General features: G+C 33.6%; 18 protein-coding genes. 10 read left to right on the top strand and 8 right to left on the bottom strand.

All coding sequences use genetic code 11. The features are described 5' to 3' along the window. The coding region (locus QZZ51_RS09990) for a hypothetical protein (RefSeq protein WP_291869182.1) at positions 1 to 2,034 on the bottom strand (2,034 nt) is incomplete at its 3' end. A 229-nt stretch (positions 2,035 to 2,263) separates the two neighbouring features. On the opposite strand from QZZ51_RS09990, the gene QZZ51_RS09985 reads away from it, so the two are divergent. Further along, a complete protein-coding gene (locus tag QZZ51_RS09985) occupies positions 2,264 to 3,622 on the top strand; it encodes a Mur ligase family protein (RefSeq protein ID WP_291869180.1) in 1,359 nt (452 codons plus the stop codon). Between the two features lie 219 nt (positions 3,623 to 3,841). Here the strand turns inward: QZZ51_RS09985 and QZZ51_RS09980 are convergent, their stop codons facing one another. Continuing rightward, entirely contained in the window at positions 3,842 to 4,285 is a 444-nt protein-coding gene (locus tag QZZ51_RS09980) for a DUF1569 domain-containing protein (protein ID WP_291869178.1), read from the bottom strand. 61 nt (positions 4,286 to 4,346) lie between these two features. On the opposite strand from QZZ51_RS09980, the gene radC reads away from it, so the two are divergent. From radC to QZZ51_RS09945, 7 genes are all read left to right on the top strand, one after another. Beyond that, the gene (gene radC, locus QZZ51_RS09975) at positions 4,347 to 5,045 is read left to right on the top strand and encodes a DNA repair protein RadC (protein ID WP_291869176.1); all 699 of its coding nucleotides are present in this window, start codon (positions 4,347 to 4,349) and stop codon (positions 5,043 to 5,045) included. Positions 5,046 to 5,058: 13 nt separating this feature from the next. Further along, a complete protein-coding gene (locus tag QZZ51_RS09970; RefSeq protein ID WP_291869175.1) occupies positions 5,059 to 6,354 on the top strand; it encodes a polysaccharide deacetylase family protein in 1,296 nt (431 codons plus the stop codon). After that, positions 6,347 to 7,036 carry a YjjG family noncanonical pyrimidine nucleotidase gene (locus tag QZZ51_RS09965; protein ID WP_291869173.1) on the top strand — a complete coding sequence of 230 codons (690 nt, stop codon included), beginning with the start codon at positions 6,347 to 6,349 and terminating at the stop codon, positions 7,034 to 7,036. The genes QZZ51_RS09970 and QZZ51_RS09965 overlap by 8 nt, the downstream gene beginning before the upstream one ends. Before the next feature lie 62 nt (positions 7,037 to 7,098). Continuing rightward, on the top strand, positions 7,099 to 7,647 hold the full coding sequence (locus tag QZZ51_RS09960) for a hypothetical protein (protein ID WP_291869171.1): 549 nt from the start codon (positions 7,099 to 7,101) through the stop codon (positions 7,645 to 7,647). A 2-nt stretch (positions 7,648 to 7,649) separates the two neighbouring features. Then, complete coding sequence (locus tag QZZ51_RS09955) at positions 7,650 to 9,077, top strand: DUF5723 family protein (RefSeq protein ID WP_366511966.1); 1,428 nt, start codon at positions 7,650 to 7,652, stop codon at positions 9,075 to 9,077. 94 nt (positions 9,078 to 9,171) lie between these two features. Beyond that, positions 9,172 to 9,711, top strand: coding sequence for a hypothetical protein (locus QZZ51_RS09950; RefSeq protein ID WP_291869167.1), 540 nt, complete (start codon positions 9,172 to 9,174; stop codon positions 9,709 to 9,711). A gap of 16 nt (positions 9,712 to 9,727) precedes the next feature. Further along, on the top strand, positions 9,728 to 10,015 hold the full coding sequence (locus QZZ51_RS09945; protein ID WP_291869165.1) for a hypothetical protein: 288 nt from the start codon (positions 9,728 to 9,730) through the stop codon (positions 10,013 to 10,015). Here the strand turns inward: QZZ51_RS09945 and QZZ51_RS09940 are convergent. After that, on the bottom strand, positions 10,012 to 11,289 hold the full coding sequence (locus QZZ51_RS09940; protein ID WP_291869163.1) for a replication-associated recombination protein A: 1,278 nt from the start codon (positions 11,287 to 11,289) through the stop codon (positions 10,012 to 10,014). The genes QZZ51_RS09945 and QZZ51_RS09940 overlap by 4 nt on opposite strands. Before the next feature lie 75 nt (positions 11,290 to 11,364). On the opposite strand from QZZ51_RS09940, the gene QZZ51_RS09935 reads away from it, so the two are divergent. Beyond that, complete coding sequence (locus QZZ51_RS09935) at positions 11,365 to 12,117, top strand: rhomboid family intramembrane serine protease (protein ID WP_366511965.1); 753 nt, start codon at positions 11,365 to 11,367, stop codon at positions 12,115 to 12,117. Positions 12,118 to 12,120: 3 nt separating this feature from the next. Here QZZ51_RS09935 and rlmB read toward each other — a convergent pair whose 3' ends face one another. After that, entirely contained in the window at positions 12,121 to 12,855 is a 735-nt protein-coding gene (gene rlmB, locus QZZ51_RS09930; RefSeq protein ID WP_291869161.1) for a 23S rRNA (guanosine(2251)-2'-O)-methyltransferase RlmB, read from the bottom strand. 583 nt (positions 12,856 to 13,438) lie between these two features. Here rlmB and QZZ51_RS09925 point away from each other — a divergent pair. After that, the gene (locus tag QZZ51_RS09925) at positions 13,439 to 13,591 is read left to right on the top strand and encodes a hypothetical protein (RefSeq protein WP_291869159.1); all 153 of its coding nucleotides are present in this window, start codon (positions 13,439 to 13,441) and stop codon (positions 13,589 to 13,591) included. A 264-nt stretch (positions 13,592 to 13,855) separates the two neighbouring features. On the opposite strand, the gene QZZ51_RS09920 is transcribed toward QZZ51_RS09925, so the two are convergent. The 4 genes from QZZ51_RS09920 to QZZ51_RS09905 form a co-directional block, all read right to left on the bottom strand. Next, positions 13,856 to 15,268, bottom strand: a complete 1,413-nt coding sequence (locus QZZ51_RS09920; RefSeq protein WP_291869157.1) for a SusD/RagB family nutrient-binding outer membrane lipoprotein — start codon at positions 15,266 to 15,268, stop codon at positions 13,856 to 13,858. Between the two features lie 13 nt (positions 15,269 to 15,281). Continuing rightward, positions 15,282 to 18,494 (bottom strand): SusC/RagA family TonB-linked outer membrane protein, encoded by a 3,213-nt coding sequence (locus tag QZZ51_RS09915; RefSeq protein ID WP_291869155.1) that lies wholly within the window; start codon positions 18,492 to 18,494, stop codon positions 15,282 to 15,284. 1,386 nt (positions 18,495 to 19,880) lie between these two features. After that, a complete protein-coding gene (locus tag QZZ51_RS09910) occupies positions 19,881 to 21,248 on the bottom strand; it encodes a SusD/RagB family nutrient-binding outer membrane lipoprotein (protein ID WP_291869153.1) in 1,368 nt (455 codons plus the stop codon). 11 nt (positions 21,249 to 21,259) lie between these two features. Further along, on the bottom strand, positions 21,260 to 24,436 hold the full coding sequence (locus tag QZZ51_RS09905) for a SusC/RagA family TonB-linked outer membrane protein (protein ID WP_291869152.1): 3,177 nt from the start codon (positions 24,434 to 24,436) through the stop codon (positions 21,260 to 21,262). Positions 24,437 to 24,550: the final 114 nt, after the last annotated feature.

Here is a 24,550-nt window from a genome sequence, read left to right as displayed (position 1 = left end):
ATTATTATTTAAATCTGTATTGGAAATAAAATAGTCTTCTCCATCCACAAGAATTGTAGTTATTGGTAATATATTGGTATCTGTTGCGGTGGCATAGAACAGAATTGTACCACCTGCAGTAACTTGAATATCTTCTAATGTTGGTCCTGTTATATTGTAATTATTTAAACAAAAGGATTGAAGAGCATCTGCAGTAGGAATACTTGGTGTTCCCATGATTGCAAAATTTTCGGTAAGCTCATAATCAAATTGTAACCTACATGGTGTAGTATCATTTTGAGAACTACGTACTCTTACAGTATAATTTCCTTGAACAAGTGAGGTAACATCTATTTGGTAATTAGCAGTACCACCAGCAAAGTTTATGTTGTTTTGTGTTAAGACATTATTACTAATTTGATCTACTACATCATAAATAATGTCATAAGTTCCATTACTTAGAATAGGAGCGTCAATAATTACATTTATTTGAGTTGCATTACAATTATTATCAACGATTAAATCTAATTGTATTTCGGAAGGTAAAGGTGTAATTGTTGTGCTAGCATTAATATTACAACCTAAATCTAACCCTCCAACGATATCAAATTCTATATTATAAATTCCACCTTCTGTAAAGTTTGTACCTGGAATAATAAGATTGCCGTTACCATTTGTAAAACTAACATTTCCTGTTAGATTGCTAACAATGCTATTTGGGTCTGTAAGGGTGTAATTAATGGTGTGTGTTTGATTGGAAAGTACTTCAGTATTATCAAAAATATTGGATAAACTTACCGTTACATCAGTATTAATACAAGCGTCCGGAACTGTAGCTGTTGGATCTGTTATTAAAAATGATGATGATGAAACTAATATATTAGGGCAGACACCTCCTACATCTACAATATTTATGCTAACAATACTATTTATTGGTACAGAGTTTTTTTCAATATCAAAAGTAGCTGTTCCATTATTAAAAGTACTAGATACTGTTTCTGTTCCTAGAACTCCGGTAAGAGCATATTCAATATTGTATTGACCATTAGGTAAAAGCGTACTGTCATATGTAAGGGTAACGGGGTACGTATTTTGAGAAACACAGTAATTATCTACTTCCATAGTACCATCAAGAGTTGGTAAAATAGTAATGATTACAGGAGTAGAAGCTTCACTACATACAGGGTGAAAAGGAGTAGGGAATACTGTATAAGTAAAACTATATGTACCCACACCAAAATCATTGTAAATTTGTTGAATATCTATAATATTGTCTGATAAACTACTTAATTGATTTGTAGAACTATCATCAGACCAAGTACCTTGAGTGTCTTCATCTGTAAGTAAATCATTAAGATTTACATTGGTATACAAAGAAAAATCTTCATTATTACAAATTGTTATACCTTGACCTTCGCCAGATTGAGCTCTTGGATAAACTTTTAAAATAATGGTTGTAGTACTTTCTGAACATATTCCAATAGCTGCAACTGTATAGGTAAACGTATATGTTCCTGGACCAGCTTCTTCCGCATTAAAAAAATTATCATTCAATTGACCCGTAGCTGTAAATGGGTCTTCTGCCCATACACCATTTATATCTGGTAATATATCATTTGTTTGATCCCCTAGAAAGGGATTTAAATTTACACTAGAATCGTCGCTACAAGCATTTGCGTCTCCTATAATATTGTCTTCACCAGAATACCCACCTAAGTCTATGCTTACATTAGCAGATTCTCCGCAACTGTTATTAGTATATGTGAAAACATGAGTTCCTGCAGAGTGAATTCTCCAGAGATTAAGAACCCCAGTATTGCTATCTAAAGCAAAGTATGTAGCAGGATCCGTAGTACTCCAGCTACCTCCAGGAGATTCTCCAGTTAATACAGAGAATAGGTCAAAAGTTTTATTATTAGTGTCAGAGTATTTGTCGCAAACAGAAATAGTTATGTCTGAGCCTGCACATTGAGCGCTAGAAAAGATAGTATAGTTCATCATAATAAGGAAGATGAACCATTTTAGAAAAATAGTTAATTTGTTTTGGTTGTTCATTATGTAATGGTTAAATGATGTTCTAGAAACGCAAAATTACCTTGGAACGTGATTTTCACCCCTAGTTTTGTTGTAAAACCGTATAAATAAGTGGTTAGTTAAGAGGAAAGTATGGTTTTATACTTTTTAAAATGTGCATTTTGTCGATTTTTGCCGATTATTATTAGCATAGATATGGTTTGATGACCTTCAGAGCTTTACTTATCTTTACATTTTAATTATAGATTTTATGCATATTCATTTTATTGCAATTGGTGGCAGCGCCATGCACAATTTAGCACTGGCTTTAGAACACAAAGGTTACCATATAACGGGTAGTGATGATGTTATTTTTGAACCTTCTAAATCTAGGCTTTCTTCCAAAGGACTTTTACCAGATGCTTTTGGTTGGTTTACGGATAAGATACATACAAGTTTAGATGCTGTAATTTTAGGTATGCATGCCAAGCCAGACAACCCCGAATTACTAAAAGCACAGGAGTTAGGAATTACTATTTATTCTTATCCAGAATTTTTATACGAGCAGTCTAAAAATAAAACCCGTGTAGTTATAGGGGGGAGTCATGGTAAAACCACTATTACATCTATGATTTTGCATGTTTTAAATTATCATGATTTTAAGGTAGACTACATGGTGGGTGCCCAATTAGATGGTTTTGATAGAATGGTACATTTAACAGAAGAGAACGATTTTATTGTTTTAGAAGGGGATGAATACCTTTCTTCACCAATAGATCGTAGACCTAAGTTTCATTTATACCAACCTAATATAGCCTTGTTAAGTGGTATTGCTTGGGATCATATAAATGTTTTTCCAACTTTTGATAATTATGTAGAGCAATTTAAAATATTTGTAGACGGTATTGTAAAAGGAGGAAGTATAACCTATAACTTAGATGATGCTGAGGTTTGTAAAGTAGTAGAAGCGTCTGAGAACGCTATCCGAAAATTGGGTTATACTACGCCAGAATATAGTGTGGAAAATGGGCAAACATTATTAGAAACACCAGAAGGCCCAATGCCTATTGAAGTTTTTGGAAAGCATAACCTTAGTAACCTTGCTGGGGCAAAATGGATATGCCAAAACATGGGAATAGACGAAGATGATTTCTACGAAGCAATAGGGACATTTAAGGGAGCTTCTAAAAGATTAGAGAAAATAGCAGAGAGGACTAACGCTGTCGCATATAAAGATTTTGCACATTCACCAAGTAAGGTAGCCGCAACTACGAAAGCGGTTAAAGAACAGTATCCAGATAGAAAAGTTATAGCGTGTTTAGAACTGCATACTTATAGTAGTTTTAATCCAGAATTTTTAAAAGAGTATAAAGGAGCTTTAGATGCTGCAGACGAGGCCGTTGTCTTTTATTTACCAGAATCTGTGAAAATAAAAAAGTTAAAAGAAGTAACTAAAGAACAGATATCCGAAGCTTTTCAAAGAGAGGATCTTAATATTCAAACGAATGCTGCTAGTTTTAAAGAATTTGTTTTTAATAAAAATTATGATGACTCCGTATTGCTTTTAATGAGCTCGGGTAATTATGGTGGTTTAGATTTTGAGGAAGTTAAGATTTTGATAAATATTTAATTTTTAAAAGTGTCTCTATTTGAGCTCTTTCTTTACGGGTAAGTTTTCTATTCTTTTTACGTGCCATATTAACAAATCTATTCATTTAGATTTGTAGCGTTAAGTTCTTGAGTATGCAATGTCTAATGTTATGTTAGAAGAAACTAGAAACATAAATGATTCTCGAGAATAAGTATAATTACAAGAGATTCAGGACTACGATGTTTTAAATAATGAGGGCTAAACCCCAAATTGTTTTAAATGATGGTCTAAATGTTTGTATTGCATTTTCCCCCATTGCTCATGAGTTAAGACACCGAATATTGGGTGTGGATACCATTTTTTTCGCTTATTCAAAGCATGAAACTCTGTTATCAGAAGTTTTAGCTTTTCTGCTTCAACTTCCATTTCTTTTTCTTCTTTGGTTTTTAAAGCAGGTGCCGTTGGTAAACTTTTACGCCAAGCTTTATCATTGTACATAGATTTTTTAATAAATAATCTTATAAAAAAATTCCCTCTCTTCTTTGATTCCTTATTCTTAATAGCAATTTTTAGAGGATATTGGCAGTGCCAAAGCATTTGCCCTACCGACATTTTCCCCCAAAGACGTTCAGAGTTGCTGTTTAAATTACGTATTCTGTCTAGAGTTTCAGTATACGTTTTTTCGTTAAATAAAGATTGCATAGCTTTTTTAATAGTTTATTGAAATTTACACATAAAATATTAAGTTCACTATCTTTAAACCATGCAAAAAAAATTAGGCTCATTTTCAATTAAGTATTGGTCTGATGATGACAAGCCTAGAGAAAAGCTAGTTCAGAAAGGTAAAGCTATACTTTCCGATGCCGAACTTGTAGCTATATTAATTGGTTCTGGAAGTAGAGACGAAAGTGCTGTAGAGCTCTCTAAAAGGATTTTGGCATCTGTAAATAATAATTTAAATGAGTTAGGTAAACTATCTATAAAGCAATTAACACAGTTTAAAGGTATAGGAGAGGCTAAAGCAGTTTCGATTGCTGCTGCATTAGAACTAGGAAGACGTAGAATAGGCGAAGATTCTAAGAAAATAACTAAAATAACGAGCAGTAAAAACTGTTATGACCTGCTACAGCCCATATTAGGAGAATTGCCACATGAAGAATTTTGGATTTTGTATTTAAATAATGCTAATACAGTTTTACGTAAAAATCAATTGAGCAAAGGCGGTATAACCGGTACTTTAGTAGATGTTCGGTTGGTTTTGAAGCAAGCTTTAGAATATGGAGCAGTAGCTTTAATTTTGGCTCATAATCATCCGTCAGGAACATTAAGAGCAAGTGAGGCAGATAAGAAAATAACACAAAAGTTAAAAGCAGCAGCAGCTGCATTAGATATAAAAGTTTTAGATCATTTGATCATTACCCAAAAGGATTATTTTAGCTTTGCAGATGAAGGATTTATGTAATTAGTTATAATTTATGTTATTAATATACACCCATAAAATTACATCTAGATTTAGTTATGTAATGCGACATATATTTACCAGAATATTGGGGATAGATGTTGTTTTTACAACTAAAGTGGAAGATTTTATAAAACATACAGGTCCTAAAATTACATATACCAAGCAACCCTTGCAGAATGAATTTTTTGTTCGAAGTAATGATTTGCTTTTTGAACAAGGAATTAATGATTTAGATATACGAATAGCAGATTGGAATGGAACCCCCTGTTTTTTTAATGCAGGAGAAAAAAGTAGTATTCCTTTTGATATATTTTCGGCTAGTTTTTATCTGTTGAGTAGATACGAAGAGTACTTGCCACATGTAAAAGACGAACATGGGAGGTTTTCTCCTAAAGATAGTGTAGCGTATCAAAATAAATTTTTAAAATCACCTGTTGTAGATATATGGGCGTATATGTTGCTAGAGGAATTAAAGAAACGTTTTGCAGATATTGATTATAAAAAACAGCAATATAAATATACCTCTATTATAGATGTAACTACATCGCATTGCTATGCGTATAGAGGTTTGGTGAGAGGAATTTCAGGATTGTTTTTGGATGCGGTTTATTTTAAATTTAAAAGAATTTTTCAACGTATTTCAGTTTGGTTTAATTCTAAAAAAGACCCATACGATAATTTCGATTTTTTAATAGCTCTCCATAAAAAGTATAAGGTGCATAGTATGTTCTTTTTTCAATTTGCTTCCTATTCTACTTATGATAAAAACGTATCAACGAATAATAATAAATTTAAATATTTAATTAAATCTATTGCGGATTATAGTTTAGTTTCTTTGGGAGCATCCTATAGTTCTTTTAACGATGTAGAGCTTTTGAAAAAAGAAAAAAAAGCCCTTTCAGCCGTAATTAATAGACCTGTAGAATATTCTAGAATGCGCTATAATAGAGTTGTTATTCCAGATTCTTATAGGAATTTAGTGGAAGCCGAATTTACAGATGACTACACTATGGGGTACACATCAGAAATCGGTTTTAGAGCAGGAACATGTACTTCTTTTTATTTTTATGACATACCTCTAGAAATACAGCAGCCTATAAAATTACATCCTTTTGCAATTCATGACTATGCATTGTTAGATATGAATAAGAAGGAGGAAATAGAATTAAAAATGGACGAGATAAGGCATATAGTAAAAAAAGTTAATGGTACATTTGTTACCATTTTTTCTAACGAACTTTTAGGAAGTAGTCTAAGAGTAAATTGGAAAAATGTTTATGCAAATCTTTTAAAAAAGTCTAATGTTTAAAGAAATAGTAACCGATGTATTTTTTGATTTAGATCATACCTTGTGGGATTTTGAAAAAAACTCTGCTCTAACTTTTAGTAAAATTCTTACCAAGAATGATATCTCTGTTAATTTAGATAGTTTTTTAAAGATATACGTACCTACAAATCTAAAATTTTGGAAACTATATAGAGAGGATAAAATTACCAAAGAAAACCTAAGATACGAACGTTTGAAGACGGTATTTGATAGTTTGAGTTATTCTATTACAGACGAATTAATAGATACATTATCCGAAGAGTATATTGAATACCTTTCTACATACAATCACTTATTCCCAAACGCAATAGAAATATTAGAATATTTAAAGCCTAATTACACCCTACATATAATTACAAACGGTTTTCAGGAGGTACAAGAGAAGAAGCTAAAAAACGCAAATATTTTTGATTATTTTAATGTTGTAATAGATTCTGAATTTGCAGGGGTTAAGAAACCCAACCCTATAATTTTTGACAAAGCTTTAAAAGAAGCAAATGTACAGCCAGAACGGTCTTTAATGATAGGTGATAGCTTAGAAGCAGATATTTTAGGAGCCAAAGCAGTTGGCTTTAATGTGTTGCATTTTAATGCTCACGGAGAAGCTTTACATGGACATTGTGATATGATTCAGGATTTGGGTGAAATAAAAAGCTATTTATAGAGTTATTATTTTATAGTATAGATGCAACTTTGTTTTAGTTGTTTATAACTAGGAGATAGTAAATGAAAAAAATAGGTCTTTTTTGTGTTCTTTTTGCCCTAATGCTTATTGGGCATTCTTGTATAGAAGAACAAGATTTTGGGCAGTATGATGATCTTAGTGTTATACCAAAATTTGAAAGTAGTATAATTTATATAGAAGCAACAGAAGAGGTTATAAACCTAGCTCCAAACACTACTTTTTATTCTCAGGAATTTGATTTTAACCCATTTTCAGAAAGTGTATTTGCAGATAGAGTTGTAGATGGAGTAATTACCTATGAATTAGAAAATACGACTAGTAAAGACTTAGACATAAAATTAGAATTTTTAGATGAGTCAGGAGTTATTTTAGATACAGAAATTTTTTCTCCAATATATAAAGCTCCATCCGCTGTTTTAAAACGAGAGGTAGTTTATGGTAATACTGGAGAAAGCCTCGATATTATAATAAATACTTCAAAAATAAGAGTAACAGCAAATAACTTAAGTGATAATAGTAGTGTATCTACTCAGCCAGAACCTTTAATAGTTTTAAAGTCAAGCGGAAAATTTAGTGTACGGGTAAAATGAGAATGCATAACATTTTATTAATTCTCGTACTCGGGGTATGCAATTTTGTTCTATCTCAGAATAAACAAATACTTTATGACTTTTCTGAGATTCCTCAATCTTTAATGGTTAATCCAGGAACCGAAGCCGATTTTCAATGGTATTCTGGAGTTCCTATGTTATCTGGGACTTCTTTTCAAGCAGGTTCTAGTGGAATTTCGGTAAATGATTTGTTTGCCAATGATGGGTTAGATATTAATGATAAGTTTAGAGATCGTGTTATAAATGGAATGAGCCCTAAGGACGATTTAAGTGGAAACTACCAAATAGAGCTTATAAATGCAGGTTATAGAGGAAAAAATACAGACAATTTTTATTCTTTCGGTATTTATAATGAAGGAGATGCTATCGGCTATTGGTTCCAAGATTATGCTCTTTTGGGCTATGAGGGTAATGCAGATAAATTAAATAAACGGTTCGATTTAGGAGATCTTAAAACAAGAGGGGAAATTTTGAATGTTTTTCATTTTGGCGTTTCTAAGAAAATAGATAATAAATTAACATTAGGGTTAAGAGGTAAATTATACTCTGGTATTTTAGATTTTACTTCAACAAAAAATAAAGGCTATTTTGTTACTAATGAAGGGCAAAACAATGTGTTAGCCAATACTATAAACGCAGATATGGAATTAAGATCTTCTGGTTTTGTAGTTTTTGATGCTGTTAACAAAAAAGGCGGATCTACTGGCGATATAATTAAAAGAGGTTTTTTTGGCGGTGATTTAGGATTAGGTCTAGATTTTGGTTTTACCTATCACTTAAATGAGCAAACTGTTGTAACGGCAAGTATCTTAGATTTAGGATTTATATACCATTCTACAGATGTATTAAACTATGCTCTAAAGGGTAGTGCTACGGTAGAGGGAGTTGAAATTATTTTACCAGACGCTATAAATAATGGCGATACCGATTTTTGGCAAGATTTAATAGATGAGGTAGAGGAATTAGTTCCTTTTGAAGAAAATAATAAAAACTACATCACTTTTAGACCAACAAAACTGTATGGTTCATTAAGATATAATTTTGGAGAGAAAATAGAATCAAAAGGCTCTTTAGATTGTAATTGTAATGTGTCTGGAGGAAATTCTTATAGAGCAAAGTACGCAAATAGTATTGGCGGGCAATTGTATGTAATAAATAGACCTAGAGGACCCCAAGCAGCATTATCTGCCTTTTATTTAAGAAGGTTAGGAAATGTTATGGCAATCAAAGCAGCTTATACCATAGACAAATATTCGTTTACAAATCTTGGCGTAGGGCTTAGCATGCAAGTAGGCCCGGTTAATCTATATTTTATGGCAGATAACCTGTTAGCTTACCAAAATGTAGCAGCAAGTAATTATGCTTCTTTTCAATTAGGAATTAATATCATATCTTGGGGAAAAAAGTAAGGGGAAATTATTTAATTAGGAGTTTAGGTATTTCTCGTTAATTTTGGCTTGCTTATTTTATAGTTGAAAACCATAATTCTTAAAGATATCTGTTGTGAAGTATTTTATAATATTAGCCTTTTTTAGCTTAAATTTTTCTGCAATAGCCCAATCAGCCTTTGATGATTATAAGTATATAGTGGTTCCAAAGAAGTTTGAGAATTTTAAAAAGGAGAATCAATACCAGACGAGTACATTGGTAAAACACTTATTGGTTCAAAAAGGATTTACTGTAGTTTATGAAAATACTATGCCCGAAGAGTTAGTGTTTAATAGATGTTTAGGTTTGTATGCGCATTTAAATAATGCTTCATCTATGTTTAGTACCAAAGTAAGTATGTCTTTTAAAGACTGTAATTCTAGAGAGGTATTTGTAACGGGGTATGGGAAGAGTAAGATAAAAGAGTATAAAAAATCTTTTACAGAAGCAATCACCGAAGCTTTAAAGTCGCTAGACGGTTTAAGTTATAAGTATAATAAAAAGCAGAATAACGAGCCTTTGAAAGTTAGTTATAAGAATGATGTAAAAAAGATTACGGAGGAGCAAGTGGTTAAAAAAAAATCTTGCTGTAATACAAACAGCTACGGAGGATAACCAATCTTATAAAAGTATGGAACCTAAGCCTTCATATTATAAGAAGGCAAAACCAATTTTAGAGAACGTATCTAGTAGTTTAGCTAATGAGACACTGTATGCACAAGAAATAAAAGATGGTTATCAGTTGGTAGATAGTTCTCCAAAAATACGTTTAAAGATTCTTAAAACTTCTATTACAGATGTTTATACTGTAAAACGAGCATTAGATAATGGTGTTGTTTTTAAAAAGAATAATATTTGGTATTACGAGTATTATGTTTCTGGAGAATTAGTAAGCGAAATATTAAATATTAAGTTTTAAAATTGGTATTTATCTTTCCATCTTTTTTTCAGGAAGTCTTTTAATGCATTTTCCCGTTGGTTATTTCTGGGTTCGTAGAAAGAGGTTCCTGTAATCTCATCAGGTAAAAATTCCGCATCAATAAAGTTGTTTGCATAGCTGTGAGCATATTTGTAATCTTTGCCATAACCAATGTCTTTCATTAGTTTTGTAGGTGCATTTCGTAGTGGTAGAGGTACAGTTAAGTCTCCTGTTTGTTTTACTACTTGCTGTGCTTTTCCTATGGCAGCGTAACTAGCATTGCTTTTTGCAGATGTTGCCAAATATATAGCACATTGGCTTAGTATAATTCGGGCTTCTGGATATCCAATAGTTGTAACTGCTTGAAAACAGTTATTTGCAATAACTAAAGCAGTTGGATTTGCTAGGCCAACATCTTCCGATGCTGAAATTAACAAGCGACGAGCAATAAATTTGACATCTTCACCACCTTCAATCATTCTTGCTAACCAATATACTGCACCATTAGGGTCGCTACCTCTAATAGACTTTATAAAAGCAGATATTATATCGTAATGTTGTTCGCCAGTTTTGTCATACAAAACAGTGTTTTTCTGAACTTTGCCCATCACCAATTCATTGGTAATTACAATAGTTTCTTTTTCCTCAGAATTAACAACAAGCTCAAAAATATTCAATAATTTTCTACCGTCACCACCAGAAAGTCGCATTAGCGCTTCTGTCTCTTCTAGTTTTATTTTTTTTGTTTGCAATAAGGAGTCTTCCTTTATAGCTCTTCGTAATAAAGCATCTAAATCTTCCTTACCGAATGCATTTAAGATATATACTTGGCATCTAGATAATAATGCCGGAATTACTTCAAAGCTAGGGTTTTCTGTAGTGGCACCAATAAGTGTTACCCATCCTTTCTCAACGGCAGCAAGAAGTGAGTCTTGTTGCGATTTGCTAAAGCGATGAATTTCATCTATAAAAAGTATGGGGTTCTTAGCAGTAAACAAGCCGCCAGATTGTTTTGCTTTTTCAATAACTTCTCTAATGTCTTTAACACCGCTGTTAATAGCGCTTAGTGTATAAAAAGGTCTTTTGCTTTCTTCTGCAATAATGTTTGCTAAGGTTGTTTTTCCAGTCCCTGGAGGTCCCCATAGGATTAAAGAAGGTATCAATCCTTTTTTTATTTGGTTAGTTAGGGAGCCTTTTTCCCCAACCAGATGATTCTGACTAATGTAGGCATCCAAAGTTTTTGGACGCACTCTTTCTGCAAGTGGCTCATTCATGCTATAAAAGTATAACAAAATTTAAGATGACAATCTTACAGTATTTACAATTTTGGCTAACTTGTTGTTTTCTTTATGTTTTTATATAATATGTCTGAAAATAATTATTTTAAATTCTCTAATATGGTCTTAATAGCTCCTTTGGTTGGAGTTATTGCTATATGGTCTGTATATTGGTTAGAACTGATTCTAGAGACTAATTTTAATGTATTTGGAGTTTTTCCTAGAAGCTGGATTGGTTTACGAGGAATAGTTTTAAGCCCTTTTATACACGGTTCCTTGGAGCATTTGTATAACAATACCATACCCTTGGTAATTTTAATGGCTTCCTTATTCTATTTTTATAAAAATGTAGCTATTAGAGTTCTAGTTTATGGAATATTGCTATCGGGTCTTGTAACATGGATTATAGGGAGGCCTTCTTATCATATTGGAGCAAGTGGACTTATATATGTTCTCGCTAGCTTTATATTTTTTAAAGGTGTTTTTACTAAATATTACAGACTAGTTGCATTATCTCTCATGGTAGTTTTTGTCTATGGAAGTTTGTTGTGGTATATTTTTCCAATAAAAGACGGAATTTCATGGGAAGGTCATTTAGGAGGCTTTTTAACAGGGATGTTACTTTCGTTTATAATTAAGGCGCGAACACCCTTACCTAAAAAATTTGTTTGGGAAAGAGACGATTATAAGGAAGAAGAGGACCCTTTTTTAAAGCATTTTGATGAAAATGGCAATTTTATAGAATTTTCAGAAAATAATTCTGAAGAACCTAATACTTCTATAGAAGTCAATTACCATTATAAAAAGGATGGGCCTGAAAAATGATAATTATCTTCTTTGCCGGACTACTTCATATAAAAATACAGCACAGGCTACAGAAACATTTAAGGACTCTATTTCTCCTGATAAAGGTAATTTAGCAGTGAAATCAGAGGCTTTTAAAATAGAAGGAGAAATACCTCTATCTTCTGCGCCCATTACTATGGCTATTGGTTCTGTGAAGCTCACATCATAAATAGTATTATCTGTTTTTTCTGTAGCCGAAACAACTTTAATTCCTGATGACTGTAGGTAAAAGACAGCATCTTTAATATGATCCACCTTTGCAATGGGTACTTTAAATGCGGCTCCAGCAGATGTTTTAATAGTATCAGCAGTAACAGGAGCGGCTCCTTTTTTCTGAATAATAATGCCATCTACACCTGTGCATTCAGCAGTACGAATAATAGCGCCAAAATTACGAACATCAGATAGTTGGTCTAATAATAAAAATAGGGCAGGAGTCTCTTTCTTTTCAACGCGCTCGATCAATTCATCTAATGTAAAAAATGTAATAGGTGAAATATTGGCGACTGCACCTTGGTGATTGTTCTTGGTAAGACGGTTTAGTTTTTCAATTGGAACATAAGAGGAGTTAATCCCATTTTTACGAATTAAGCTCTCTAACTCTTTATATAAATCGCCTTTAAGACCTTTTTGTAGAAATACTTTATCTATAGGTTCGTTAGAATTAATAGCCTCTGTAATTGCTCTTAAGCCGTAAATTTGGGTTTCCTTTTGCATGGTGTAAAAATACTGTAATTTTTGTATTATTTAATTGAAAGGAGAGTTATAATAAGGGTAAAAGCACCTAAAACTTGCTTGATTTTATTTAAATTATTGAATTTATAGGACTATAATCTCATAGCCACAAGTAACTATGAGGTATAAATAAATGTCATTCTCTTTAAAATCAACTTTTAAGATTGCTTTTCTCTCTAATTATTTTTCTAACCTGGAAGATTCCTGACGAGCTGATAGAGGTAATTTGAAGTATCGACTATAAGGCATCTGTTGTTAGTATTTTTGGATGTACTATGAAGAAGCCAAGAATAGGGTTAAATTATTCTATTTGGTATCCAAGAGCAAGAATGGTTAAAAAAGCAAGAGTCATTTGATAATCGTATACCAGTAAAAGATATTTTACAAGTTTTTTGTAGCGTTAGTTCCTAAGCATTCAAGAGTGTTTTTGTACAATGGATAAACAGCTTTAGAAAAGAAGGTTTCTCTGAAATAGTTAGATATAGTAAGAAAGTTATTGGGTTATCTTTCAGTATAGAACTGTACGGTGACTTTAGGTGTCATGGTATGGTATGCTAAAAAAAATATGGCGACTATACGAAACAACCAAGTGAATTACGTGGTAGTAGCAAAGGAAAATCAGGGTCAATTGCTTGAAACTGTTCTGTTAGAAAAACCTACTGAGACAAAAATACATGAGACTTGTGGTCGTGTAGAAAAGAATTTGTTATCTCTATAAAAGTCTGAGTCAGTTAGAAGATAAGAATCAAAGGGAAAACTTCAAACAGATTATCTATAACCCCACAATGAAAGCAACTATTTAAATACAATAGTGTATTTCTAATTTAGATAGTAAGGTATATATAGTATGTTTTATGATTATAAGAAGTGCTTATTTTTTAAATAGTAAAAGTGTCTCACTTTTATTATAAGTCAAAAAAAAGAGACTGTCTTTTCAGACAGCCTCTTAAATTATTTCAGAGAATAATATATTAAAATTATTCTAGTTATTCCAAAATACTCTAGTAGTAAATTTGTCTCCACCGATAGCGCTACTTGCTGCCTCGTAATTTACTCCATTTCTTTCTGGTTCATTAACAGGGTAAGTATATCTTACTGGAACTAAACCTTCAGCACTAACGTGTGCTTCTGCTGGAGCATTTAATACAGGAAAACCAAAAGTTCTCCATGATGTCCAACCTTCAAATCCTCTAGAATATAGAGCAATATATTTTTGCGTACCAATTGATTCTTTCCAATTAGCAGCATCATAAGGCTGAGCACTAACGTATGCATCAGCATCAGCATCTGGAGCCCAATAGTTTATGGAAGCTTTTACACCTGCATTATAGTGATTTTCAGCGTCAGATACACCACCTAAAGTTAATGCTGCTGCTTCTGCTAATAAAAATTCTGTTTCAGCATAATCCAAGATTACACCTTCGAAATCAGGTTTGTGAAAAATACTACCTAGATGAGTGTAAGAATTATATGAATTATTCCCACCATAAGGCCCTCCTATGTAAGGACTCTTGTTATCTGCCATGTATACTTCAGCTCTTGGATCATTAAGAGGTGAAATTAAATCAACAAAGCTATCAGATACTAATAAATCATTTCTATTGCTTTGCACCAAATTTTCCCATAATGGATTAGAGTATGGGTCAGATATAGTGAAGGGAAATGCTGCATTATCAGCGTTTGATTCGAAAACACCACCTGCAACAGCTTCAGCAACTTTTCCAGCATCTTTAACTCTTAATGCCATTCTTAGTTTTAGTGTATTTGCAAATTTCAACCAAGCACTTACATCACCGTTGTATATAAAATCTGATCCACCAAAAGAATCATGTGCAGGATCTAAATCATTGATAGCACTGTTAAGTTTTACAAAAAGATCAGCGTATATTTCACTAGCATCGTCATATTTCGGCGAAGCATTGTCTATGTTTAGTGCTTCAGAATAAGGAACATTTCCAAAGATATCAACTAATACATGAAAGGAATAAGCTTGCATGATAGCTGTTACTGCCTTTTGATTTGTGTTAATAGGAATCAAAGCAGGATCTAAAGTTTCTCTTTCAGTATCTAAAGTATTCTGAGCTTCTTGAAAATCTAAAAGAACATCTCTGTACATTCTATTCCAGAAACCACCTGTAACATCACGCCCTGCTAAATCATAGTTAGATTCGTCTGGGTATGTTGTAGCTGTCCAATATTGGGCTAGAAAATTAAATATGTTATCGTTAACATTTTGCTTTTTCATTAATCTAGCCAAGTTACGCTGGGCATTACTAAATAGAGTATTAGCAGGTACCGTTGCAGGATTTTTTTCATCTTTATTCCAAGTACTAAAGTCCGTTTCACACGAAATTGTTCCGAAGGTAATAAAGGCTATTAATAGAATTTTTTTCATCACTTATATTTTATTAAAATTGAACTTTAAGATTAAGACCATACTCTTTTACAGATGGGTAGGCACCAGATTGGTATCCTTGTACATTACCAGAACTTAAACCAGCTTCTGGATCTGAGAACGGAGTACTTTTATCAATTATCCATAAATTTTTACCAATAGCGGTTAATGTTAAATTAGATAATTTTAATTGTTTAGTTAATTTAGAGGGTAATGAATATGATAAAGACATTTCTCTTAATTTAACAAAGCCAGCATCATAAACATGTTCTGCGTTTGTTGCGTGCTTGTAACCCCAAGGGTTTTTGTAATAATCTGCTCTTACTCTAGTAGTATTCTTAGAGCCATCTTCTAAAACACCATCAAGAATAACTCCACCACCATCGGCTAAGCTGTTTCTAACTGGGTTTCCTAAGTCGTTTGTGAAAACAGTATTAGCATAAATACCTGTAGCATAACCATACCAAGTATCTAAAGAAAATACGCTACCACCTTTTTTAACATCTATTAAGAAACTGAAATCCCAATTTTTGTACGTAAAAGAATTGTTAATACCGCCAGTCCATTCTGGGTTTATGTCTCCGAGTATTACTTTTTTATCCGTTTTTAAATAATAACCATCTGCTCCAATAACTTTTGATCCGTTACTGTCATATACATTATCAAACCCTTTTATAGTACCGTATGGTTGCCCAACTGTTGCATTAATAGATACACCACCCTGTACGCTGGCCAATTGCAACTCTTTTACTTCGTCATATAGGCTAACTACTTCGTTTTCATTTTTAGCCCAATTTACATTAACTTTCCATTCAAAGTTATCTGTTTTTATAGGGGATCCAAATAAACTAACCTCTACACCTTTATTGGTCATTTTACCCGCATTTACCCATTTTCTGTTGTAGCCAGTGGCTGTAGTTACGGATACCGACATAATTTGATCAGTAGATGCTTTGTTGTATGCAGAAACGTCGAAACCTAATCTGTTTTTGGCAAATTTCATTTCAAGACCAATTTCAGTTTCTTCTGAAAGCTCATCTTTTAATTCTGCGTTGTTTTTGGTTCCTGGTAAAGAATATAGTGTACTACCATTTAAGTTACCTATAGAATTATAAACATCATATATTTTTAACTCATCAGCAGCATTACCTGTTTGAGCAAAACCACCTCTTAACTTAGCAAATGTTATAAGATTAGAGTCAAAAAAGTTAGAGAGTATTAAACTACCTGAAATTGCAGCGTAACCAAATTCATTGTCGTCACTTGGTAATGTTGAAGCCTTTTCATGTCTGTAAGATCCTTCAATAAAATAAGTGTTTTTGTATCCTAAGCTAATGTTTGTAAATAGTGAATTTCTTCCCCATTTTGCTTTGTATTCAAACGGAGCATTGGATAATTCTTTACTGTTACTTAGAGCATATAATCTTGGAACTACTAATCCTCCTGTAGTTGATGCTATAGTATTTTCCTTTTTATTTCTTTGCGCATTAACTCCAAATAAAGCTCTTACGTTGAATTCGTCATTCAAAAAGTTCTTATCGATATTGAAGTATAAGTCATAATTATTATCCGCAACACTTCTAATTCTCTTTCTGTATTCAGAAACATCTACACTTCCTACTGCAATACGCTCTTCTTCAACTGAATTGTAAGTATCAAGTGTTCCTCTAGCCATTATAGACAACCAATCGTTAAATTGGTAATTCAATGTAACATGACCAAAAATTCTATTTCTTTCGTCATTTTGGTAGTTTTCATATCGTGTCCAATATGGGTTGTCCATATATGCTGGAGTTCTGTTAGTGTTACTCTGTGTATTCCAAGTAACATTTTCTTTTGTCAAGAAATAAGCGTCTTTTTGCTCTTTTAAATCAACGTTAGTTTGAAACCATTGTTTAAAAGATTGGTTAGGATTTTTTGCATCATAACCAGTTCCGTACCTACCTAAACCACTACTATGGGTGTATGTTACTTTAGAACGTGCACTTAACTTTTCAGTAAGATTTAAAGATCCGCCAAAGTCAATGGTGTTTTTCTTTATAAGACTATTGGGTAGAATACCTGATTGGTTAAAGTTGGTGTATGCTACTCTATAATCTCCTTTGTCGGAACCTCCTGCAAGAGCAACACTATTTACGGTTGTAAATGCAGTTTCAAAATAAGACACCGGTGTGTTTTTTGCTGCTAACCAAGGTCTAGCTTTTCCGTATCCTGCCAATTTAGGGTAGAAAGAATCCCATTGGTATACCATTAAAGATGGGTCAAAAGCACCACCATATGAGGCATCTTCTGTAGAGGGAACCATTAAATCAAGTGTTCCGTCATTATTTACATCTACATCTTCGAAATACCCTGTGCTACCATAGTAAGGACCATATCCAGCTCCATAACTATTTTGGTATTCAGTATAAGTTGATTCATCCATTTTCCCAGAAGTTAAACTGGAATTAAAAGTAACTCCTAGTCCAGTTGATTTTCTTCCAGTTTTGGTGGTGATTATAACAACGCCATTCGCAGCTTGTGAACCGTATAGTGCTGATGCAGCACCACCCTTTAGTACATTGATAGATTCAATGTCATCTGGGTTTATATCTGAAGCGGCATTACCATAATCATAACCTCCACGACCTGTAGTTTGGTTCTGAGTATTGTTATTACTGTTGTTTACTAGTACACCATCAATAACAAAAAGTGCTTGGTTATTACCAGTTAAGGAGCTGTTTCCACGTATTATTACATTTGTAGATCCGCCTATAGTACCACTAGACTTTATTTGAACACCTGATACTTTACCAGATAAAGAGTTCATAAAGTTTGCATCCTTAATTTTAGCAACTGCTTCTCCGCTAACCTTTTGAGTAGAATAACCTAGCGATTTTTTTTGACGAGTGATTCCTAATGCCGTAACAACTACCTCGTCTAAAGATTCAGCGTCTTGTACCATTTGGATATCCATTTTACTTGAAGCGCCAATTGTAGCTGTGTGTTTTTTCATACCAATGTATGTAAAAATCAAGTTTTGGCCCGTTTCCCCATTAATGGAAAAATTACCATCAAAATCGGTTTGTGTACCATTAGTTGTTCCTTCCACAACGATATTTACTCCAGGAAGGGGGAGATTGTTGTCATCGGTTACTATACCGGTAATCGTTTTCTCTTGCGCAAATGTTACTTGCGCAATTAACACTAGAAACAGTGTTAAGAATCCATTTAATTTTGTTCTCATTTTTAATTTATTTGAATTAGCAACCGCTAAAATCTTAATTTCATGTTAATAATCCTAACCTTTTTTAATAAAACTTTAAGGTTCTTGTGTTAATGTTAGTAATACGCAGGACAATTTGTGGTATTCGTAATTGTGTTTGTAATATTTGTAATATTCGTTTTTTTGTCCTTTAGTTGTATGTGTGAGCAGGGTTGAAGTGTTTTTAACATGTAGTTTTAAGGCCTTGGAGTTCTTGTGATTTTATTGATATTTGAGGTAATTATTTAGTTTTAATCTTTTTGGTTAAATAAATATTTAGTTGAAAGAAGATTTTTTTGATTTATGACTGGTTCGTTAGAGATGGGCTTTGTAGTGATGTAATTGAATCAAAGTAAGAAATAAGGAGGTATAGAAAAACGTATTTTCTATATTGTGAGTATTACCATGGTTAGTCTTAAAGGTTATATTGTTGAATGTAAGGCCAGTTATTGAAACTTTTTTTGCGTCTTAGATGTTATTTATGGGGCTTGTAATTACTTGAAAATTTCGAATAATAGAAATGGTTTTTCTTTTGTGTTATTTTCGGATTTTTTTATTAAAAAAATCTGGTTATTAGTAACTATACCTTAGCCTTTGTGTATGGAAAGGTGATTGTGTAGGGGTGTAAAATTCTTTAAAGTAAATTACTAATTTAAAATTACTAGAAGAACAAGAAAAGGTCAGGTATATTGGATTGATTTTTTGTAGTATTCAGAGCTAATCAAATTTAACCATAGGCTTATAGAGCATCAGAATCTGATGAACAAAATGGAGATAAACCGTCCAAGCAAGTTTGGGTATTATATATAAGTCTATCTGTTCAATAGAAATAATTCAATGTACTTGATGTTGATGATAGATGCGTGTTCAAAGAAAAAAGTTGATTGCACCGTGTTTAATAGTTTAAGGGTAGAAGGCTTATTGCTTGCTTTGGATATGGTATTTGCAAACAGAAACCATAAAAATAATTATGGATACACTACTTAGATAGGGGGTATAGTATTGTTCTTACGGGAGCAGGTAATTCTTGAGGGACAACGGTATAAACCCAAGGATGGCAGAAAAATACGACCCATACGAAAATGCAATGGCTGAAAGAATTGATATATTAAAACAAGTGTTTGGTGTAACGAGGTATATCAAGAATCTTGATTTGAAAAAGACATTACTCAAGAGTGTTGTAAAAGATAGAAGAACCAAAGACCTTGATTTATCAACCGTATGTTGGTACCGATACAAATGTATACCTAGAATAAACTGAAACGAATACAGTACAAACTAAAAAAAAGCTGAACAATGATGTCATTGTTCAGCTTTAATCTTTTTAATAATCTGTCTAGATTTTTTAGGACTAGACAAAAAAATGTTTTAATCTTTAAAAGCCCACATGTCATCATCTAAAAGATGACCTCCTTGGTTGCTAATAGCAGCCTCGTAAGCTTCAGTGTTGCCTAAACGTTCAGAGTCTGGGTATAGAAATCTTCTAGGAACTATACCAGAGGGGTTACTGCCATTTGCTCCTTGAGCATTAGCAGTTAGAGCAGGGAAGCCAGTTCTTCTATAATCATTCCATATTTCCATTGGAGCAGCACCATACATAGATTTGTATTTTTCTAGCATAATAGTTTGTAGATCTGTACCAGTAACAGTAGCGATGTAAGCATCTGCATCAGCGGCAGGAATACCAACAAAATCCATGTTTGCTTTAATTCCTTCTTGCATAGCAGAAACTGGATCAGCACCAGTTCTAAATAAAGCTTCAGCTTCTAGAAATTTAAGTTCTGAATAAGAAATTAACGGACTTGGAGACCCATATTGCGCCCAGAATAAATCAATATTTCCATTTTCAAAATACAATTGATCTCCGTCAACGTTAGGTACCATGAATTTAACTTTTCTAGGGTCGCCTGCCATTAGGTTGTCAAAGAAGGGGTCTATAATTAAGGTGTTGGGCCTTTGTATTCCAAAAAGGGCTAAGGGATTACCACCATTTGGAGTCCCTTCAAATTGAAATATAGGCGAATCGTTATTACTGCTAAAAGCAAGAGCAATTTCGCTAAGAGCTTTAGTAGATGCGCTTGCATCTCTTTTTGTTAATTGCATGTAAAATCTAGCTTTCAATGCATGTGCTACGGAAATCCAATCACTAGCGCCTACCAAATCACCTAAAGGTCCTGGGGGGTCAGATTGACCAAAATCAGCGATTGCTTCATCTAAAAGAGTATGAATAGTGCTGTATATCTGTTCTTGAGAATCGTAAGATGGAGCTAAATTATCAGCTCCTAAAAAAGCTTCAGTATAAGGAATGTCTCCAAAACAATTGGTAGCAAGACCAAGATTAACTGCCATGTATATTTTGGCAAGACCTCTTGTATGTGTGTTCTCTCCAGAAGTATTTGCTCTTTCGATCATGTCAGCGCAATCCCTCATAGAGCCAGTGTATAAACCAAACTCCCAAAAGTTTGCTAAAGTTCCTTCTGGAATTGCATACTGAGTAAATGCTACCTGTTGTGCATCAAAACCAATAAATTGTTGCGTAATAATACCAGCTAGTCTTCCGGCAGAAGCTACGATATTTCGATGGGTTTGGGTTTGCATGGTAGGAGTAATGGCAACAAGGCTTACATTCTCCCCGCCAGGTCTTCCTGGATCTAAGTTAGTATCTCCAAATTCATCGCAAGATGTTAGGATGATACTTAAAAATACTGGAATTATTAAGTTTAAATATTTTTTCATTGTTCTTTTTTTTAAAATGATACTCTTATTGCTAATGAATAACTTTCCGTTTGTGGTTGGTTAAAGTAATCTAAACCAATACCATTGGAATCACCTGTGAGGTTTGTTTCTGGGTCAATACCAGGGTAGTCAGTTTTTACCCAAAGGTTTCTTCCTGCTGCTGTAAGCGAGAATGCATCTAGTCCTACTTTAGATATGAGTTTAGTTGGTAAAGAATATGTTAAGGCAAGTTCTCTAAGTTTAATAAAAGAACCATCGTATACATTGTCCTCTGCTACACCACCAAAACCGTAACGAACCCATCTATTTGCTCCTAATCCACCTGCTGGGTCAGCGTAAGCTACAGAAGTTGTATTAGGTTGTCCATCAGACTGTCTTATGCCTTGTACGACATAAGATTGATTTCTTAATTCTCCTGTTTTTTTAGACACACCGAAATAATCAGTAATACCACAAGTACCACACCAAACATCGCCACCTTCACGATAATCAACTAAAGCTGTTAAGCTTAAGTTTTTATAAGAAATTGTGTTTCTTAATCCTAATGTAAAATCAGGAATAGGGTCGCCAATAACTCCACTAGTTGGGTCTGCTAACGCAATACCGTTATCATCAACAAGTTGGTTGCCATTTTCATCTCTCAACCATCTTGAACCAAATATTGCTCCATAAGACTCCCCAGGAACTGCTCTAGATGATGTAGAAGTGAAGCCATTTAATAATATTGGCTCAATTCCTTCAACTAATTCTTCAACTACATTTTCAGACTTAGTGAAGTTTACATTTAAATCCCAATTGAAGTTTTCTGTTCTAACAGGGTTAATAGTAGAAGAAATTTCCCATCCATTGTTAGAAATTACTCCTGCATTAATTGTCCTATTAGTGTAACCAGTAGTAGCAGGTTGACTAACCTGTATTATTTGATCTACTGTTTCTTTGTCATAATAAGTAACATCTAAGGTTAATCTGTTGTTAAAGAATTTAAATTCAGCACCTACTTCCCACTCTGTAGTTTCTTCAGGTCTAATTTGGTCATTGCCTAAAAGACTTGATCTTTCAAAAGCGACACTTGAGAAAAGAGGAAATACATTATTGTCAATGAAGCCATCGCCACCGGCAGATCCAGCTCCATAGTATGTGTCTGTAGAGAAGGTGTCGGCATCATTACCTGTTACACCCCATGACCCACGAAGTTTACCGTAATTAAACCAGTCACTATCTGCTATTAATTCAGAAAAGATAAAACTAGCACCAATACTATAACTTTGGAAATCATTATTGTCTTTTGGTAGAGTAGAGGACCAGTCATTTCTAAAAGCGGCATTTGCAAAAAATAGATTATTGTAGCCAAAAGTAATTTGGCTTAAGAATGCTTTAAGTTCTTTTTGGTCAAATAATTCTTGGTTTGTTTGTGAAGCTGAGTTGGAAACATGAAAGAATCCAGGTATCGTCAATCCAAAACCATCTGTTCTTCTAATGTTATTTCTTTTTCTGTATTGATCCACACCAAGAGTGGCTCCAAAAGTCATTTTTTCACTGATGTCTTTACTTATTAAGGCAAGAACCTGTGTAGAAATATCCTCATTACTTTCGTTTCTGGTTACTACAGATCCATTGGCATCTGTAGCAGATCCAACATCTATTCCTAATCTTCTAGAATCAGTAAATCTATCATAACCGTATGTCCCTCTTAGGGTTAGCCAGTCATTTACAGTATATTCAAGCTGCATATTTCCTATAAAACGATTTACATCATCTAAGGAGGGGTTTTTAGCTACAGTCCAATATGGATTATCATAGATGCCTGCTCTGTAACTTCTTTGAGAGCCATCAGGAGCCACAAAAGAAGCTTCGTTACTTGCGGCGGCACCAGCTGTTAGGCCATTTCCGTTATCAAATGTTGGTGTAGTTCTTAATAAGCCTAGCATAATACCAGAAATATTAGACCCTCTTTGTACTCTTCGACCTCCTGAATTAACAAAAGTTCCACTTGCGGAAAGAGTAAGTTTTTCGCTTAAATCAGCCGAAATATTTGCTCTGAAAGATTTTCTTCCAAATTTTTCTGTAGGAGAGATGCCTGTTTGATCCATTTTTCCACCAGAAACAAAATATTTTATTTTATCTGTACCACCACTTACGGATACGTTAAGATCTGAAAGGATGCCAGTTTTAAAAAATGAAAGATTGTCATAGGCTCTTGCAGGAATGCCGTTACCTGTTCCTGTAGGTACAAGTCTACCGCCATTATCATATGGATAAGAAGAATCACCATCAAATTCTAAAGAAGAAATTGCTGGTCCCCAGCTAAATCCTTCAAAAGTATCAGGTCCTCTCCATGTAGGTACTCCACCAACGGGTCTACCTTGCGCGTATTCTTTTTGTAATTCAGGGAAACTACTAGCCTTTGTGAAAGCGACATTTGATGTTATTGTTACTTTAGGTTTACCAGATTTACCAGTTTTTGTGGTAATTATGATAACTCCATTTGCAGCACGTAAACCGTATAAAGTTTGTGCAGCAACACCTTTAAGAATGTTTATAGATGCTATGTCATTTTGGTTAATGTCGATGCCACGATTAGAGTTATCCGTACCGCCTGTGGCATTTAATGATGAGCTGTTGTCAATAGGAACGCCATCAACTACAAACAACGGACTGTTATTTCTGTTAATAGAAGTACTTCCTCTAACTCTTATATTGGCAGAGGCTCCAACGGATCCAGATGAAGCAGTTACCTGTACGCCAGCAGCTTTAGATGACAGCGCGCTTGCAATATTAACTTCATTAGAATTTTTAATTTGGTCTGCATCTACTGATTGTACTGAGTAAGATAGTTCTCTTGGTTTAGATTTAATTCCAAGAGCGGTTACAACAACCTCCTCTAGTGCTTGAGCATCTTCTTCCATCTTTACATTAATGGAGTTAGATGATGTAATCGCAGCGGATGTCTTTTTTTGTCCAATATAAGTAAATATTAGAGTTTGTCCTGTAGAAGCTTTAATGGAGTAGTTTCCATCAAAATCCGTTTGCGTTCCATTTGTTGTCCCTTGTACAACAATGTTTACTCCTGGGAGGGGCAAATTACTTTGGTCGGTTACCATGCCGGTAATCGTCTTTTCTTGTGCAAACGATACTTGCACAATTAACGCTAGAAGTAGCGTTAAGATTCCATTTAGTTTTGTTCTCATTTTTTAAATTGTTTGAATTAGCTATCAGCTAAAATCATAATTTTATGTTAATAATCCAAGGATTTTTAGCTTTTTAATTGTTTAAGGGTTTTTTTTTTGGCTTTAAGTAAAGGG

Origin of the sequence: Maribacter sp., assembly GCF_016744255.1 — a bacterium.
In the GTDB taxonomy this organism is placed as follows: domain Bacteria; phylum Bacteroidota; class Bacteroidia; order Flavobacteriales; family Flavobacteriaceae; genus Maribacter_B.
Note: the sequence above shows the minus strand (reverse complement) of the source record. Positions and strands in the feature narration are given on the sequence as shown.